Annotated in this window: 13 protein-coding genes; 4 read left to right on the forward strand and 9 right to left on the reverse strand. The window is 74.6% G+C overall.

All coding sequences use genetic code 11. The features are described from left to right. Entirely contained in the window at nucleotides 1-966 is a 966-nt protein-coding gene (locus tag ACGFI9_RS04100) for an ROK family protein (RefSeq protein ID WP_393174659.1), read from the forward strand. Between the two features lie 218 nt (nucleotides 967-1,184). After that, nucleotides 1,185-6,647 carry a carboxyl transferase domain-containing protein gene (locus tag ACGFI9_RS04105; RefSeq protein WP_393174661.1) on the forward strand — a complete coding sequence of 1,821 codons (5,463 nt, stop codon included), beginning with the start codon at nucleotides 1,185-1,187 and terminating at the stop codon, nucleotides 6,645-6,647. A gap of 43 nt (nucleotides 6,648-6,690) precedes the next feature. Here ACGFI9_RS04105 and ACGFI9_RS04110 read toward each other — a convergent pair whose 3' ends face one another. From ACGFI9_RS04110 to ACGFI9_RS04135, 6 genes are all read right to left on the reverse strand, one after another. Further along, on the reverse strand, nucleotides 6,691-7,254 hold the full coding sequence (locus ACGFI9_RS04110) for a GNAT family N-acetyltransferase (protein ID WP_393174663.1): 564 nt from the start codon (nucleotides 7,252-7,254) through the stop codon (nucleotides 6,691-6,693). A gap of 10 nt (nucleotides 7,255-7,264) precedes the next feature. Further along, on the reverse strand, nucleotides 7,265-7,690 hold the full coding sequence (locus ACGFI9_RS04115; protein WP_393174665.1) for a VOC family protein: 426 nt from the start codon (nucleotides 7,688-7,690) through the stop codon (nucleotides 7,265-7,267). Between the two features lie 193 nt (nucleotides 7,691-7,883). After that, the gene (locus tag ACGFI9_RS04120; protein WP_393174667.1) at nucleotides 7,884-9,224 is read right to left on the reverse strand and encodes a multicopper oxidase domain-containing protein; all 1,341 of its coding nucleotides are present in this window, start codon (nucleotides 9,222-9,224) and stop codon (nucleotides 7,884-7,886) included. Nucleotides 9,225-9,233: 9 nt separating this feature from the next. Then, nucleotides 9,234-10,514, reverse strand: a complete 1,281-nt coding sequence (locus ACGFI9_RS04125; RefSeq protein ID WP_393174669.1) for a hypothetical protein — start codon at nucleotides 10,512-10,514, stop codon at nucleotides 9,234-9,236. Next, entirely contained in the window at nucleotides 10,514-11,641 is a 1,128-nt protein-coding gene (locus ACGFI9_RS04130) for a hypothetical protein (RefSeq protein WP_393174671.1), read from the reverse strand. The genes ACGFI9_RS04125 and ACGFI9_RS04130 overlap by 1 nt, the downstream gene beginning before the upstream one ends. After that, the gene (locus tag ACGFI9_RS04135; RefSeq protein ID WP_393174673.1) at nucleotides 11,638-12,342 is read right to left on the reverse strand and encodes a helix-turn-helix transcriptional regulator; all 705 of its coding nucleotides are present in this window, start codon (nucleotides 12,340-12,342) and stop codon (nucleotides 11,638-11,640) included. The genes ACGFI9_RS04130 and ACGFI9_RS04135 overlap by 4 nt, the downstream gene beginning before the upstream one ends. Before the next feature lie 83 nt (nucleotides 12,343-12,425). Here ACGFI9_RS04135 and ACGFI9_RS04140 point away from each other — a divergent pair, with 83 nt between their 5' ends. Together ACGFI9_RS04140 and ACGFI9_RS04145 are read left to right on the forward strand one after the other, a co-directional pair. After that, nucleotides 12,426-13,223 carry a DUF2249 domain-containing protein gene (locus ACGFI9_RS04140; protein ID WP_393174675.1) on the forward strand — a complete coding sequence of 266 codons (798 nt, stop codon included), beginning with the start codon at nucleotides 12,426-12,428 and terminating at the stop codon, nucleotides 13,221-13,223. Nucleotides 13,224-13,347: 124 nt separating this feature from the next. Then, nucleotides 13,348-13,788: a hemerythrin domain-containing protein gene (locus ACGFI9_RS04145; RefSeq protein WP_393174677.1), complete on the forward strand. Its 441-nt coding sequence runs from the start codon at nucleotides 13,348-13,350 to the stop codon at nucleotides 13,786-13,788. 298 nt (nucleotides 13,789-14,086) lie between these two features. Here the strand turns inward: ACGFI9_RS04145 and ACGFI9_RS04150 are convergent, their stop codons facing one another. The 3 genes from ACGFI9_RS04150 to mdlC are packed head-to-tail and all read right to left on the reverse strand — an operon-like array spanning nucleotide 14,087 to nucleotide 16,686. Beyond that, nucleotides 14,087-14,548, reverse strand: a complete 462-nt coding sequence (locus tag ACGFI9_RS04150) for a hypothetical protein (RefSeq protein WP_393174679.1) — start codon at nucleotides 14,546-14,548, stop codon at nucleotides 14,087-14,089. A 22-nt stretch (nucleotides 14,549-14,570) separates the two neighbouring features. After that, nucleotides 14,571-15,077, reverse strand: coding sequence for a putative zinc-binding protein (locus tag ACGFI9_RS04155; RefSeq protein ID WP_393174681.1), 507 nt, complete (start codon nucleotides 15,075-15,077; stop codon nucleotides 14,571-14,573). Nucleotides 15,078-15,090: 13 nt separating this feature from the next. Beyond that, on the reverse strand, nucleotides 15,091-16,686 hold the full coding sequence (gene mdlC / locus ACGFI9_RS04160) for a benzoylformate decarboxylase (protein ID WP_393174683.1): 1,596 nt from the start codon (nucleotides 16,684-16,686) through the stop codon (nucleotides 15,091-15,093). Nucleotides 16,687-16,749: the final 63 nt, after the last annotated feature.

A 16,749-nucleotide genomic window follows, 5' to 3' on the forward strand; every position in this document is an offset into this window, starting at 1 on the left:
GTGACGCAGCCCGAAGGCCGGTCCGTCCTCGCCGTCGACGTCGGGGGGACGACCATCAAGGGGGCCGTGGTCGGCGCGGACGGCCGGTTCCGGCACTCGCTGGTCGTGCCGTCGCGGGCGGACGACGACCCGGTCAGAGCGGTACGGGCCCTGTGCCGCCGGTTGCGCGACGACGCCCTGACCCTCGGCGCCGCGCCCGCCGCGATCGGCGTGGTCACCCCCGGCATCGTGGACGAGGCCGACGGCGTGGTGCGGTACGCGGCCAACCTCCGGTTCCGGGACGTGCCGCTGCGCGCCCTCATCGGCGCCGACCTCGGCCTGCCCGTGGCGGTCGGGCACGATGCGCGGGCGGCCGGCGTCGCCGAGGCGGTGGCCGGAGCGGCCGGTGGACTGGACAACTTCCTGCTGCTCCCGCTGGGTACCGGCATCGCCGCCGCCGTGGTGGTGCACGGCGCGCCGGTGACGGGCGCGACCTGCTCGGCCGGCGAGGTCGGCCACATGCCGGTCTACCCCGGCGGGGAGCCGTGCAGTTGCGGGCAGCGGGGCTGCCTGGAGGTGTACGCCTCCGCCGGCGGGCTGGCCCGGCGGTATGCCCGGCGGGGCGGCACGCCGGGGCTGGACAGCCGAGCCATCGCCGACGCGGTGGGCACCGATCCGGTGGCCCGCGCCGTCTGGGACGACGCGACCCAGGCGCTGGGGACGGCCCTGGCCACCCTCACCCTGACCCTCGACCCGGCCCGCATCGTGCTCGGCGGTGGCCTCGCCGACGCGGGCGCGCTGTTCTTCGACCCGGTACGCTCCGCCCTGCGCGCGGCGCTGGTCTGGCGGACCCCGCCCCCGGTGCTGCGCTCGGCCTTCGGCGCCCAGGCCGCACAGGTCGGGGCTGCCGTCCTGGCCCGCCGGGAGGCCGGCCTGCCCGTTCCCGACGGTTGGGGCGCACCCGAGCCCCTGCCCTCGGTCGCCTGACGCCGGCAGCCGCATCCCGGTCATTCGTCGGCCGCCACCGCCTCTCATCGGAGGCGGTGGCGGCCAAAAAGTTTTGTGGGGTTCCTACAAACCGTGCCGCCCAGGGTTCGGTGGTTACGACATGGCGCTGCCCGCCGGCAGGCGGAAGGGTGGATCTCTGCCGGGGGCTGTTCGTCCCTCGGCGGGTACGTCGTGGGTCTACCGGAGGGGTCGGTCGGGTGTTCAGCCGAGTCGCCATCGTCAACCGTGGTGAGGCCGCGATGCGGCTCATCCACGCGGTCCGAGAACTGGCCGCGGAGACCGGAACGCGGATCGAGACCGTCGCCCTGTACACCGACGTCGATCGCACCGCGACGTTCGTCCGCGAAGCGGACATCGCCTACGATCTCGGTCCCGCGTCCGCGCGCCCGTACCTCGATCTGAAGGTGCTGGAACGCGCGCTGGTGGAGACCGGGGCCGACGCCGCGTGGGTCGGTTGGGGCTTCGTCGCCGAGGACCCGGCGTTCGCGGAGCTGTGCGAGAAGGTCGGGGTCACCTTCGTCGGGCCGAGCGCGGAGGCCATGCGCCAGCTCGGTGACAAGATCGGCGCGAAGCTGATCGCCGAGGAGGTCGGCGTGCCGGTCGCGCCGTGGAGCCGCGGCGCCGTCGAGACCCTGGACGCCGCCCTGGCGGCGGCGACCGAGATCGGCTACCCGCTGATGTTGAAGGCGACCGCCGGCGGCGGCGGGCGCGGCATCCGCGTGATCACGAACGACGCCGAACTCGCCGACGCGTACGAGCGCACCAGCCAGGAGGCGGCGCGGGCGTTCGGCAGCGGCATCGTGTTCCTGGAGCGCCTGGTCACCGGCGCCCGGCACGTCGAGGTCCAGGTGATCGCCGACGGCCAGGGCACCGCGTGGGCGCTCGGCGTCCGCGACTGCTCCGTGCAGCGGCGCAACCAGAAGGTCATCGAGGAGTCGGCGTCGCCGGTGCTCAGCCCGGCGCAGGCGGCCGAGCTCAAGGCGTCGGCCGAGCGGCTGGCCGTCGCGGTCGGCTACCGGGGTGCGGCGACCGTCGAGTTCCTCTACCACCCGGGCGACCGGCTGTTCGCGTTCCTCGAGGTCAACACCCGCCTGCAGGTCGAGCACCCGATCACCGAGCTGACCACCGGGTTCGACCTGGTCAAGGCGCAGCTGCACGTGGCGTCGGGCGGTCGGCTGGAAGGCGCCCCGCCGGTGGAGCGCGGGCACGCCATCGAGGCCCGGCTGAACGCCGAGGACCCCGACCGCGACTTCGCGCCCTCCCCGGGTCGCATCGCGCGGCTGGACCTGCCCGCCGGTCCGGGCATCCGGGTCGACACCGGCGTCAGCGAGGGCGACACCATCCCCGCCGACTTCGACTCGATGATCGCGAAGATCATCGCCTACGGCCGCGACCGCGACGAGGCGCTCGGCAAGCTGCGCCGGGCGATGGCGAACACCACGGTGATCATCGAGGGCGGCGCGACGAACAAGAGCTTCGTGCTCGACCTGCTCGACCAGCCCGAGGTGATCGACGCCAGCGCGGACACCGGCTGGATCGACCGCGTCCGCGCCGAGGGCCGGCTGGTCGGGCACCGGCACTCCGCCGTCGCGCTGGCGGCCGCCGCGATCGAGGCGTACGAGGAGGAGGAACGCGTCGAGCGGCAGCGGCTGCTGTCGACGGCGTCGGGTGGGCGTCCGCAGGTGCAGCACAAGAGCGGCCGGCCGCTGGACCTGAAGCTGCGGGGCGTCGGCTACCGCATGCGCGTGGCGCGGGTCGGCGCGCACCGGTTCCGGGTCGGCATCGAAGCGGGCGGCGACGTCCGCACCGCCGACGTGACGCTCGACCGCTTCGACCGGCACACCGGGCAGATCGTCGTCAACGGCGCCCGGTACCGCCTGCTCACCGGCACCCACGGGCCGATCCACCTGGTCGAGGTGGACGGCGTCACGCACCGGGTCAGCCGCGACGAGGGCGGCGTCCTCCGCTCCCCCATGCCCGCGCTGGTCGTCGCCACGCCGCTGGAGATCGGCGCCGAGGTGGAGGCGGGCGCGCCGGTGCTGGTGCTGGAAGCCATGAAGATGGAGACCGTGCTGCGGGCGCCGTTCAGGGCACGGCTGAAGGAATGCGCCGTCTCCGTGGGCAGCCAGGTGGAGGCCGGCGCGCCGCTGCTGCGGCTGGAGCCGCTCGCCGACGAGGCCGACGAGGCCGCCGACGACCCGGCCGGCGCCTCCGTCGAGCTGGACCTGCCCGCCGCGCCCGAGCGGATCCCGGCGCGGGAGCGCGCCGCGCGCGGCCAGGAGGACCTGCGCGGCCTGCTGCTCGGCTTCGACGTCGACCCGCACGACGACCGCCGGGTGCTCGACGACTACCTGACCGCGCGGCGGGCGGCCACCGAGGACGGCCACCGGCCGCTGGTCGAGGAGCTCGCACTCGTCAACGTCTTCGCCGACCTCGCCGAGCTGAGCCGCAACCGGCCGACGGGGGAGGACGGCGGCGCCGGCCACATCCACAGCGCCCGCGAGTACTTCCACACCTACCTGCAGAGCCTCGACGTCGAGCGGGCCGGGCTGCCGAGCGCGTTCCAGGCCCGGCTCGCCAAGGCGCTCGGGCACTACGGGGTCACCGACCTGGAGCGCTCCCCGGAGCTCGAAGCCGCGGTGTTCCGGATCTTCCTCGCCCAGCAACGCGCGTCCGCCGACGCCACGGTCGTCGCGGCGCTGCTGCGGGCGTGGCTGCAGGAGCCGCCGCCGGACGAGACGCTGCGCGAGCCCGCCGGTCTCGTACTGGAGCGGCTGGTGGCCGCGACGCAGGTCCGCTTCCCTGTGGTCGCCGACCTCGCCCGCGGCGTGGTGTTCGCCTGGTTCGCCCAGCCGCTGCTGCGCCGCAACCGCGCCCGCGTCTACGCCGAGGTCCGCCAGCACCTGCGCCACCTGGACGCGCACCCGGACGCGCCGGACCGCGCCGAACGCATCGGGGAGATGGTGCGCAGCACCGAACCGTTGGTCCGGCTGCTCGGCCAGCGGCTCGTCCGTGACCACCTCGACAACGCGGTCATGCTGGAGGTGCTGACCCGGCGGTACTACGGCAACAAGGCGCTCACCGCCGTCCGTACCCGGCGGGTCGCCGGCTGCACCTTCGTGGTCGCCGAGCGCGCCGACTCGAGCGTGGTCTCCGCCGCGGTGCGCTTCGACGCGCTGGGCGGCGCGCTGCGCGGGCTCGCCGAACTGGCCGGCGGCGAGGACCCCCTCGACGCCGACATCTACCTCGCCTGGGAGAACCAGCCGGAGGACTACGACGCGATGGTGGCCGCGCTGCTGGAGGTCATCAACGCGCACCCGCTGCCGCACCAGGTCCGCCGGCTCACCACCACCGTCGCAGGTCGCGGCGGCGCGGTGATGCACCACCACTTCACGTTCCGCCCGGCGAGCGGCGGGATGACCGAGGAGCGGCTGATCCGCGGTCTGCACCCGTACATCGCGCAGCGGATGCAGCTGGAGCGGCTGCACAAGTTCGACCTGACCCGGCTGCCGTCCGCGGACGAGGAGGTCTACCTCTTCCAGTGCGTGGCCCGGGAGAACCCGTCGGACCAGCGTCTCGTGGCGTTCGCCCAGGTGCGCGACCTGACCGAGCTGCGCGAGCAGGACGGGCGACTGGTCGCGCTGCCGACGACCGAGGACACGGTCGCGGCGTGCCTCGACTCGATCCGCCGCGCGCAGTCGCGCCGTCCGTCCAAGACCCGGTTCAACACCAACCGGATCGTGATCTACGTCTGGCCGCCGAGCGAACTGACCCGCGAGGAGATGGAGATGATCGCCGGGCGGGTACGCCCGACGACGGCGGGCGCCGGCCTGGAGGAGATCCTGTTCATCGCGCGCCAGCGCGACCGCGCGACCGGCGAGCTGACCAAGATCGCGGTACGGATCTCCTTCGACGCCACCGGCACCGCCCGGCTCACCATCGGCGAGCCGCCGGTCGAACCGGTCGAGCCGCTCGACGACTACCGGCTCAAGGTGCTGCGCGCGAGCAGCCGCAACACCGTGTACCCGTACGAGCTGACCGGCCTGCTCGGCGAGTTCGTCGAGCACGACCTCGACGCCGACCACGCGCTGGTGCCGGTCGACCGGCCCAAGGGGCGCAACAGCGCGGCGATCGTCGCCGGCGTGGTCACCACGCCGACCCCGCGGCACCCGCAGGGGGTCACCCGGGTCGTGCTGCTCGGCGACCCCACGAAGTCGCTGGGTGCCCTGTCGGAGCCGGAGTGCCGTCGGGTGATCGCCGCGCTGGACCTGGCCGAGCGGATGCGGGTGCCGCTGGAGTGGTACGCGCTCTCCGCCGGCGCCCGGATCTCCATGACCTCGGGCACGGAGAACATGGACTGGGTGGCCGCGGCGCTCAAGCGGATCGTCGAGTTCACCCAGGCCGGTGGTGAGATCAACATCGTGGTCGCGGGCATCAACGTCGGCGCCCAGCCGTACTGGAACGCCGAGGCGACGATGCTCATGCACACCAAGGGCATCCTGGTGATGACGCCGGACTCGGCGATGGTGCTCACCGGCAAGCAGTCGCTCGACTTCTCCGGTGGTGTGTCCGCCGAGGACAACTTCGGCATCGGCGGCTACGACCGGGTGATGGGCCCGAACGGCCAGGCGCAGTACTGGGCGCCGGACCTGCCCGCCGCGCGGGACGTGCTGATGGCGCACTACGACCACACGTACGTCGCGCCCGGGGAGGACGCGCCGCGACGGGCGACCACCACCGATCCGATCGACCGGGACATCTCCGCCTTCCCGCACGCCGTGGCCGGCAGCGACTTCACCACCGTCGGCGAGATCTTCTCCGCCACGGCCAACCCGGACCGCAAGAAGCCGTTCGACATCCGGACCGTGATGCGGGCGCTCTCCGACCAGGACCACCCGGTGCTGGAACGCTGGGCGGGCATGGCCGACGCGGAGACCGCGGTGGTGCAGGACGTGCACCTGGGCGGCATCCCGGTCTGCCTGCTCGGCATCGAGTCGCGGTCGGTGCCGCGGCGCGGCTTCCCGCCCACCGACGGCCCGGACACCTACACCGCGGGCACGCTGTTCCCGCGGTCGTCGAAGAAGGCCGCGCGGGCGATCAACGCGGCCAGCGGCAACCGGCCGCTGGTGGTGCTGGCGAACCTGTCGGGCTTCGACGGCTCACCCGAGTCGATGCGCAAGCTGCAACTGGAGTACGGGGCCGAGATCGGCCGCGCGATCGTGAACTTCCGCGGGCCCATCGTGTTCTGCGTGATCTCGCGGTACCACGGCGGCGCGTTCGTGGTGTTCTCGAAGGCGCTGAACCCCAACATGACCGTGCTGGCGCTGGAGGGCTCGTTCGCCTCGGTGCTCGGCGGCGCGCCCGCCGCCGCGGTGGTGTTCTCCGGCGACGTCAACGCCCGCACCGCGGCCGACCCCCGGGTGCGGGACCTGGAGGCCCGCGTCGCGGCCGCCTCCGGCGCCGAGCGGGCCGCGTTGACCGCCGAACTCGACGAGCTCCGCGCGTCGGTCCGCGCGGAGAAGCTCGGCGAGGTCGCCACGGAGTTCGACCGGGTGCACAACATCCAGCGCGCGGTCGAGGTCGGCTCAGTGGACGCCGTCATCAGCGCCGCCGAACTCCGCCCGCGGATCATCGAGGCCATCGAGTCCCGTCTGGGCTGACCGGCCGGGGCGATCAGCAAGCGCCCGGTCAGGCCGTCGTCGATCAGCGCGACGGCCTGACCGGGGACCGCAGGCCGAGCCACTGCTCGGCGTCCCAGGCCTGGAACCGCTCCACCTCGGTGAACCCCAGCTTTGCCGCGAGGCGCATCGAGCCCACGTTGGCGGTTTGGGTGGTGAGCACCACCGGCTCGCCGGGAAGGACGCCGTCGAACCAGTCGAGTGCCGCCGCGCACGCCTCGGCGGCGTACCCGAATCCCCACGCCTCCGGCAGGAACAGGTAACCGAGATCGGCCTTCCCCGCGGCAGCCGGGCGACGGTGCCCCGTTGCTCTCCTGAGCAGGATCTGGCCGATCATCGCCCCGTCGAGATCAACGACGAAACTCCCGGGCCACCGCTCGGGCACCCCGGGCATCTCACGCTCAAGCTCGTCACGCGGCCGGGGGCCGCCGAGGTAGGTGTGCACCTCTGGCGACGCCAGCAGCTCGATGAACGCCGAACGGTCCCGCGCCTCGGACTCACGGAGCACGAGCCTCTCGGTCCGGATCGGCTCAGGCGGCCAGGCGACGGGTCCGAGCTCAGTCATGTCGGCCACCTCGGCGTTGTCCACGTCGTCCCCACTACGCGGCGAAGATCTGCGACTCGTCCCGGAACGCCTTGAACTCCAGGGCGTTGCCGGCCGGGTCGCGGAAGAACATGGTCCACTGCTCCCCCGGTTCGCCGGCGAACCGCAGGTACGGTTCGATCACGAACTCGGCGCCGGCGGCGCGGATCCGCTCCGCCAGGGCGTGGAAGTCCTCGATCGACAGGATGAGCCCGAAGTGCGGCACCGGTACGTCGTGTCCGTCGACCGGGTTGCGGCCGGCGTCGCCCGACCGCGCCGCCGATACCACGTGGGTCACCACCTGGTGGCCGTAGAAGTTCCAGTCGACCCAGGCGCCGGCCGAGCGCCCCTCGGCGAGCCCGAGTACGCCGCCGTAGAAGGCGCGGGCCCGCGTCAGGTCATCGACCGGTATCGCGAGGTGGAAGCCGGGACGGGTCGGCATCGACTGCTCCTTCTCATGACCGGCGTCGGTGGGCACGTGCTCCTGGATGCGGCAACGGGCCGGCCGCTGCCGCACCCGGTGGGGCGTCGCCCTTCCTTCTAACCAGGGTGGGCCCGGCCGCACAAGGGGCGTCCCACCGCCGGCCGCACCGCGGGCCCGCGGCGCCCACGACCCGTGCCGGTGGTTGTGGTGGTCAGGACCGCACCTCGAACATGCCGCGCGCGCCGCGCTCCGCGTCCACCATGGAGTGGCTGACGAACGGGTAGTGCCCGGGGCCCGGGAACGTCAACTCGACGAAACCGCCGGCGGCGGGGCTGAGCGACAGCACCTGGGCCCCACCGGGGTCGGTCGGCCGGCTCTCCCAGCGGCCCTCGCGATAGACGGTGTCGAACTGCGCGCCCACCACGTGGAAGGACGTGTCCCGGTTCGGGCCGGCGTCGAGCAGCCAGACCCGGACGCGCTCGCCGACCCGGGCGGGCAGCGGGCGGTGGGCGTACTGGGCGACGTAGCCGTTGAACACCACGGCGTCGGGCCGCTCCGCCTGCATCTTCGCCAGGTCGCCCGGTTGCCCGTCCGGGCCCAGGTAGAGTTCGGACTGCACCAGGACGTACTCCCGCTGCACCGGGGGCAGGTCGGGCGGGTCGATGATCACCGCCCCGTACATGCCGTTGCCGATGTGGTGCAGCATCGGCATGGTCGAGCAGTGGTACATCCAGATGCCGGCCCGGGTGGCGGTGAAGCGGTAGGTGAGCCGCTGCCCCGGGTCGATCGGGCGCATCACCTCGTCGGGGGCGACGGCGCCGGCGTGGAAGTCGATGCCGTGGTCCAGGGTGCCGTCGTTGACCAGGGTGATCTCGAACGTGTCGCCGACCCGGCCCCGCAGCACCGGCCCGGGCACGGTCCCGTCGAACGTCCAGAGCCGCTGCCGTACCCCCGGCGCGACCTCCCGGACCACCTCCCGGACGTGCAGTTCCCGCCGGTGCAGCCGGCCCGGCGGGGCGGGTGGGGCGGCGGCGTCCCGGGCGGTGAAGGCCGGGCCGGGGTCGGCCATGACGTCGACCGGCCGGTCGGGCGCGGCGGCGCCGGCGGTGGCCGGCGCCGCTACCGCGCCGGTCGGCACGACCTCGAGCGTCATGCCCGCCTGCCGGTGGCCCGGCAGTGAGCACCAACCCTCGGTGACCCCGCCGATGACGCCCGCGTCGAGGCGGGCCGACTCGCCGTTGCCGATCAGCCCGGTGTGGGCGCCGTTGCCCAGGACGAGGTCGTGGCGGCGGTGGTCCCGGTTGGTCAGCCGCACGACGAGGCGGTCACCGGGCGGCACCTCGATCCGGGCGGGATGGAAGCGCATGCCCTCGGCGACCACGTCCACCGTCGTGGTGTGTCCGGTCGGCCGGACGGCACCGGCAGCCGTCGATCGCTGCTCGGCGGGGCCGGTGGTGACGCGCTGGGCGGCCACCCCGACCAGCACGGCGATCAGGACGAGGGCGATGCCGGTGGTGGCACCGGCGAGGGATCGGCCGGGCGTGCTCGACACGGACACGGGTCACCTCCGGGTGGTGAGCAGGACCCGGGCGGCCGGCACGAGGAACTGCACCAGCGCGGCGAGGATCAGCAGGGACGTGGTGATGCGGACGTACGGCGGGCTGGGCAGCGCGAAGACCGCGAGGGCGGCGTTGGTCATCGCGACCCGCTGCGGACCGTGCCGGTCCAGCAGGGCGGCGCGGGTTCGGGCCGGGCCGGGGCCGCCGCCCAGGACCACCGGCAGCAGGTGGCTCAACGATCCGACGAGGACCTGTCCGACGAAGCCCACCAGCAGCGGAACGAGCACCACGCCGAAGTTGTCCGCCGCCGTGGTGGCGTCGGCGGCCGGCAGCAGGGTGGCCGCCTCGACCGCCAGGGCGACCAGGAGCCATCCGGTGGCGGCCGCCAGCGACCAGCTCGCGAAGGCGTACGGGGGACGGGTGCGGGCCACCGCCACCGCCGGCCGCACCGCCACCAGCACGCCGAGCAGGAACAGCGCCAGTCCCACGGCGGTGACCATCCGCCACCAGGTGAGCAGGCCGAGTCCGAGGAGCGCCAGCCCGAGGGCGGCCAGCGGCAGCGCCCGGACGGCGTCCCGCACGGCGGTGTCGGCCATCCGGGTGCGCAGCATGGTCGGCCAGAGGGTCAGCAGCGTGCCGAGGACCGTGAGGGTGATCCAGCCCAGCAGGTTGACGTGGGCGTGGAACAGCAGCAGTCGGGCCTGGTGGCTGCCGTCGCTCACCAGCATCCCGGCGCCGACCGGAATGCCGGTGAGCAGCGCCAGGCCGGCGACCAGGTAGTAGTGGACGGTCACCCGGAAGCGGGAGGGCAGCGCCCGGCGCAGGTGGCCGGCGAGCCAGGCCAGGTGCCCGACCAGCGCGGCGAAGACCAGGGCGGCGCCGGACACCCCGAGCCACGGCCGGTCGCCCGCCCCGCCGGTCAGGACGGCCAGCACGCCGACGTTCAACGCGGCCAGCCGGAGGGCCTCGCCCCGGCGGCGGGCGGGCGGCGGCGTACGCAGCAGTGCCGTGCTGAAGTGCGCCGACCAGATGACGATCGCGTTGGTCACGGCGCCGAGCAGGAGCAGGTGGATCGCCAGCCAGCGCCAGATGGGCAGGAACGGGTGGACGAATCCCAGGCCCACGAGCCCCGCCAGGTACGCCAGCGGCAGGAGTCCGGCCCGACGGTGCCAGGCCGACCGCCCGGCGGCCCGAGCCTGGCCGTCGCCGACGGCGGGGGTGGCCGGTGGGATGCGCCCGGCCGCCGGGTCCGGCGTCCTCGGGCGCGAGGGGAGGACGTCCATCAACGCCCCGCCAGGGCCGGCGCGGCGGGGGCGACGGATCGGGGCCGGGCGCGACCCGCGCTCCCGGCGCCGATCAGGACGCAGGCGAGGAAGGCGAGCACGGACAGCACGTTGAGCACGCCGGCGACGACCCAGACCGGTCGTACGCCCAGCGCGTCACCGACGACGACCCGCGCCAGCAGGCTGGCGTGCAGGAGGGCCAGCGGCGCGTACAGCCAGGGGTGGTAGGGCAACGGCCGCCGCAGCACCGCGGGCAGGATGACCGGCGCGTGCACGAAGATCATCGACATGGTGAAACCGAGGAAGACGGCGTGCAGGGTGGCGTCGTAGCGGGGGCCGGTGGTGGCCGGGCCGGCACCGGCCCACAGCAGGCCGGCCAGCGCCAGCCAGGCGTACCCGGCCAGCAGCCCGACCGCGACGTAGCGGGGCAGGCCAACGGAGCGCGCGGTGCGGCGGGCGACGTCGTGGACCACCAGCCACCCGACGGTGGCGAGCAGGCCGACGCCGAACAGTTGCGCCCCGACGCCGGGCCAGAGGGTGCTCGCGGTGACCCCGGCGGTGAGCGCGCCTAGTGCGGCGCCGAACCAGGGGACGCCGTACCGGGGTAGGGCGAGGTGGGCCAGTTCCAGGCGTTCCCCGGCGATGGTCGCCACCACGAAGGTGGCCAGCCACGGGACGAACTCCGGCACCGTGGCGCCGGCGAGCCACAGGAGGGTGGCGGCGTACCAGGCGAACGCGCCGAGGCCCTGGGCCAGGAGCGCGGGACCGGGCTGCCGCTGCCAGAGCCGGCGGTAGATCAGCAGGAGCAGCACCGCGGCGAGCATGAGCAGCAGTCGCGCGGCCAGGGTCGGACCGGTCAGGACGAGAGTGAGGGCGGCCACCCCGGAGCAGGCCGGCGCGAGCAGTGCCCACCGAGAGCCGAGCGCCACGGCCCGCTCCAGGGCCACCAGGGTGCCGACGAAGCCGAGCACCATCAGCGGGCCGTGCACCTGCTCCAGCGGCGCCGACGGGGCGGGCAGCGGCAGGTCGAGCAGCAGCAGTGCGGCGTACAGGCCGGTCAGCAGGGCGAATCCGCCGGTGGCGAGGACGGGGGCCCGCCAGCGCAGCCGGCCCGGCCGGGCGGTCATCGGGGGTCCGCGTCGACGGGCGGCCGGCGCCGGGCCCGGGGGTTGACCTCCGGCATGGTCAGGCGGACCACGCAGGCGTCCGGCGCGCCGAACGGCTCGACCACGGCACCGGCGGGCGGGGCTCCGGCGTGTTCGAGAGCCCCCCGCACGACTCCGACGTGCAGGTTGCAGATCGCGTCGGGGTTGCGGTTGACCAGTTCGAGGAAGGGACAGGTGTGCAGGTGGATCTCGGTCCGGCCGGCGTCGGTGTGGTGCACGCGGGGGCTGAAGCCGAGGCCGCGCAGCACGCCGAGGAGGACGTCGGTCGGGTCCCCGCCGGGTGGGGTGGCCGCGGCCAGGTGCCGGCCCCAGTCCTGCCCGGCCCGGGTGGCCTCGGCCCGTACGTCACCTCCGGTGCGGCGGGACAGGTGGTCGAGCAGGGCGGCGGCCAGGGCCCGGTACGGCGCGGGCGCCGGCGCCTCCGCGATGGCGATCCGGTAGCGCCAGGCCGGCCTGCCCGGCTGGCCGCCGCTGGCCCGGGCCTTCACGAGCAGTCCGGCGTCGACCAGCCGATCGAGGTGGGCGCGGGCGGTAGACGGGTGCAGGCCGGTCCGCTCCCCCACCTCGGCGATGGTCACGCCACCGTCGGAGGCCCTGACGATGTCGAGGATGGAGACCCGGCTCGCGGTGCCCAGCGCCCGATGCCGCTGCGTGTCGATCATTTCGCCGATCGGCCCTGTTCTCGTGGTTTCCACGGTAGTTAACGTTACAACGTCGTTCGTAGTGAAAACTCCGGGGAGTCCTCATGTCCCACTCACGCACCACCGCCGACCGGACCGCCGCCCAGGCCGTGGTCCGCCACCACGCCCAGCTCGCGGCCGTGCTCGACCGGCACGTCCGCCGGCTCCTGACGGCAGCGGAGAACGGAGACGACGTACGGACGCAGGCCGCCCGCGCGGACCTGCTCGGCTGGCTGCGCGAGGAGCTGCTGCCCCACGCGAACGCGGAGGAGACCGCGCTGTACCCGGTGGCCGCCGATCGAGCCGAAGCCGCGCTGCTGATCCGGGGCATGCGGGCGGAGCACGCGGCAATCGGCGACCTGGTGGCCGAACTCGACGCCACGCAGGAGCCGGTACGGCTGGCCGCCACGGCGCGCGCCCTCGCCGGCGTCCTCGCCGTCCACCTCGCCAAGGAGAACGATCTGATCGTCCCGCTGCTGGTGGACGCCGCCGACGTGTCCCTGGCGACGCTGCTCGACGGCATGCACGATCTGCTGGGCTCCTCGGATTCGGCGGGTGGCTGCGGCGGGACCTGCGGGTGCGGTGGCGACCGCGCCCCGGCGGACGCCCCGGCGCCGCTGTTGAGCATCGACCCCCGGCTGGACGTCCGGCTGCTGCCGCACGACCGCCGGCACGCGACCGTGCTGGCCGCGCTGGACGCGCTGCCGGTCGGCGGGGCGCTGGTGCTCGTCGCCCCGCACGCACCCCGACCGCTGCTCGCCGAGATCGAGGTCCGCTACCGGGGCGGCATGCTCGCCGAGTGGCTCCAGGACGGCCCGGACACCTGGCAGGTCCGGCTGTCCCGGCAGCCGGTCCCGGCCTGAGCAAGTCTGCCGGTGCCGGGACGGTGTGGTCAGGGCCCGCCGTCCCGGCCCGCCGGGTCCTTCGACCCTGTTCCGAGCGGTTCCCGCCGGGCAGCCTGGACACGGTCGAGGGGAGGTGGGGTTCGTGTGCAACTACTGCGGTTGCCGGGACTTTCCGCTGATCGGCCGGCTCTCCGCCGAGCACGAGGCGATCGCCAACGCCGCCGGCCGCCTGCGCACCGCCATCGGTTCCGGCACGCCGGCCGCCCTGGCCGCGCTCGACGAGCTGCTTGCCCTGCTGCTGCCGCACACCACCACCGAGGAGGACGGGCTCTTCGCCGAGCTGCGCGCCGAGGGCAGCCTCGCCGAGGCGGTCACCCAGCTGTGCGCCGAGCACCGGGACATCCACGAGGTGCTCGGCGGCATCGACCGCGCCGCGCCGGACTGGCCGGCGATGCTCGCCGCGCTGGACCGGCTGCACCGGCACATCGACAACGAGGAGCACGGGCTGTTCCCCGCCGCGGTGATCGCGCTGCCCATTCCCGCCTGGGACCGGATCACCCCGGCCGGGACGGACGCCCGGTGAGCGCGAGCCCGCACCGGCGAACCCGGCACGTCCGGGCTCGGAGCCGGCTCGCCGTACCGATGGCGGGCGGCCACGTCCGATACGCCTTCCACCAACCGGGTCGCCCCGCCTGACCCGGCGCTCCCGCCACCTCGCCGGAGCGGGCGAGGTGGCCGCGCCCGCCCGCCGGTCCTGCCCGAGGGGCCGGTCGCCGTGGCGCCGGCCCCTCCCCTGCCCGGGAACCCCGCTGTTCCCGCCGCCCGCGTCCGCCTGCCTGACGTGGCTGGGGTCCCGGCCCCACCCGGGCCGGGACCGCGGATCAGCGCAGGTGGGCGGCGAGGACGAGGAAGACCGCCCCGATCAGCATCACCAGCGCGCCCAACCCCGTGACCAGGGCGGCCACCTGCCACGCCTGGTAGGCCCCGAGCAACGCCCCACGCAGGGTCTCCCCCATGAAGGCGGTCTGCCGCAGCCGGTCGAGCCGCTGGTCCCCGCGGCCCGCGCCCATGCACTCCTCGGCGATCTCCGCGTACGTCCGGCCGCCGGTGGCCTGGGCCACGTGGTCGGCGATGAGCTCCGAGTAGGCGCGGGCCTGGATCCCCGTGCGCACCGGGGAACGGGCGTACCGGGCGAGCGGCGCCGGCAGGCCGGTGGCCGGAAAGGCGATCCGCTGACTGGTCAGCTCGTGGGCGACGCCGCGCCGGCCGAGGACGCCCTGGGCGATCATGAACGGTCCGGCGACCAGCAGCAGCACGCCGGCGAGGGTGAGGAGGGTGATCATACGAAGACCTTGCTCCGTGCGATCAGCCGCCCGGGAGGGCAGCAGGTCCCGACATCGATCGGGACCCAGGTCCCGGCCGGTCGGGTTTCGACGACGCGCAGCCCCGCGCCGCGTCGGTGACCAGCGGCCACAACCGACGCAGGTCCGCGTCGTCGGGGTCGACGTGCCGGCGCTTGCGTACCCCGTGGTCGCTGAGCACGACGTGCCCGTCCGGGGTGAGCCCGTGCCGACGCAGGGTCGCGGCCACGCAGACCAGCGGGCAGCCGTCCAGCGCCAGGAGGGGACGGCCGGAGCGGGCCAACCGCAGCAGCGGCGCCACGTCGCCGCCGAGGCCGGCGACGCACGACATCTCGGCCAGACCGGACCGGTCGAGACGGACGGCGAGGGCATTGGCGAGCTGCGCGGCGCTCGAACATCCGGAACACGAGTACACGACCGGCAGGTCACGCCGCGACCGGCGACGGGACTCGCGGTCCCGGCCGCCCCCGGGATCGTCGGTCTCCGTCCGGGAATCACTCGGCTGCGTCACAGGGCTTCCCTTCTCACCAGTGCTTCTCCGCGGCGCCGTCGATCGGCACCTCGATCAAGGTCGGGCCGGGCCGGTCCAGGCCCTCCCGCAGGGCGGCCGCCAGCTCTCCGCCGTCCGCCGCCCGCCGTGCCGTCACCCCGTACGCCCGGGCCAGGGCCACGGTGTCGATGCCGGGCACCCGCAGACCGGGCACCTCGCCCAGCCCGAGGAAGTCCCGGTAGTCCTCCAGCACCGCGTAACGGTCGTTGCGCAGCACGACGACGGTCACCGGCACGTCGTACCGGACGGCGGTCCAGAGCGCCGGCAGCGCGTACTGGAACGCCCCGTCACCGACCACGGCCGTCACCGGCCGGTCCGGCTGCGCCATTTGCACGCCGATCGCGGCGGGAACGCCGAAGCCGAGGCTCGCCCCGGCCGGGCTGTAGTAGCTGCCGGGGCGGCGCAGGCGGATCTGATCCTGGCAGTCACGCATGTTCGACACGGACTCGCAGACCAGCACACCGTCCGGCGACAGCACGCGGGCGACGGCCGCGTAGGCGCCGGCGGCGCTCAGCCGACCGGCCGGGTCCTCGACCGGCTGCGGGCGGGGCCCCGGAACGCGGGGCGCGGTCCGCGCACCGGCCTGCTCGGCCAGCATCGCCAGCACGGCCACCGGATCGGTCAGCACCGCCTGCCCGAGGCTCGCGCGTGCCGCCTCGTCCGGGTCGTCGGTGAGCAGCACCAGCTCGGCGTCGGGTCCCAACAGCTGGCCCGGCAAGTAGAGGTAGTAGCGGAACGCGCTGGCCCCCGCCACCAGGACGAGGTCGTGCCCGCGCAGCGCCTTGCCCACGCCGGCCTCGGTCGCCGGTAGGACGCCCTGGAACGCCGGGTGAGTGGTGGGGAAGCCGCACCGCGGCTCCAGCGGCGCCCAGTGGACCGGCAGCCGGCACCGGTCCGCCAGCCGGACCGCCGCCGCCCACCCCGCCGGGCTGTCCAGGCCCGCGCCGACGAGGAGCACCGGCGAGCGGGCGGCGGCCAGCCGGGCGGCGAGGTGTCGGACGAGGTCGACGTCGACGCCGCCGCCGACGATGACACGCCGCTCGGCGAGCACGCGTACCCGGTCGACCTCGACCTCCGCCGTCCAGTCGTCCATCGGCAGCGAGACCAGCACGGGCCCGCGCGGCGGCAGGGCGGCCAGGTGCGCGGCCCGGGCCAGGGCAGCGGGGACGTCCTGCGGCCGGGGCGGCTCGACGCTCCACTTCACCAGGGGCCGGGGCAGCACGGTCGGCTCCGGGTTGGTCAGCAGCGCGGGCCCGGTGAGCAGGGCCCGAACCTGCTGCCCGGCGGTCAGCACCAGCGGGGTGCGGGCCGCGGCGGCGTTCACCAGCGCACCCATCGCGGTCGCCACGCCCGGCGCGCTGTGCAGGTTGACCAGCGCGGGGCGCCCGGTGGCCTGCGCGTAGCCGTCGGCCATCCCGACCACCACACCCTCCTGCAGGCCGAGGACGTAGCGGAAGTCCGGGGGAAGGTCGGCGATCATGGGTAGCTCGGTCGAGCCGGGATTGCCGAACACGGTGGTCAGGTGATGCGACCGGAAGACGTCGAAGGCCGCCTCTCGTACGGAGATCATGGCTGAGCGTGGCCCGGTGGAACCGCCGTCGGCAGCGGCGGAAGGCCCGGCCGGAACGGGCCG

The organism is Micromonospora sp. NPDC048930 (assembly GCF_043197935.1).
Lineage (GTDB): Bacteria > Actinomycetota > Actinomycetes > Mycobacteriales > Micromonosporaceae > Micromonospora.

Coding starts and splice junctions, on each gene's coding strand:
- ACGFI9_RS04115 (WP_393174665.1), bottom strand. CDS start 7,690: ATGCCGACCCGTCCCGGCTTCCACCTCGCGATACCGGTCGATGACCTG.
- ACGFI9_RS04125 (WP_393174669.1), bottom strand. CDS start 10,514: ATGGACGTCCTCCCCTCGCGCCCGAGGACGCCGGACCCGGCGGCCGGG.
- ACGFI9_RS04130 (WP_393174671.1), bottom strand. CDS start 11,641: ATGACCGCCCGGCCGGGCCGGCTGCGCTGGCGGGCCCCCGTCCTCGCC.
- ACGFI9_RS04135 (WP_393174673.1), bottom strand. CDS start 12,342: ATGATCGACACGCAGCGGCATCGGGCGCTGGGCACCGCGAGCCGGGTC.
- ACGFI9_RS04140 (WP_393174675.1), top strand. CDS start 12,426: ATGTCCCACTCACGCACCACCGCCGACCGGACCGCCGCCCAGGCCGTG.
- ACGFI9_RS04150 (WP_393174679.1), bottom strand. CDS start 14,548: ATGATCACCCTCCTCACCCTCGCCGGCGTGCTGCTGCTGGTCGCCGGA.
- mdlC (WP_393174683.1), bottom strand. CDS start 16,686: ATGATCTCCGTACGAGAGGCGGCCTTCGACGTCTTCCGGTCGCATCAC.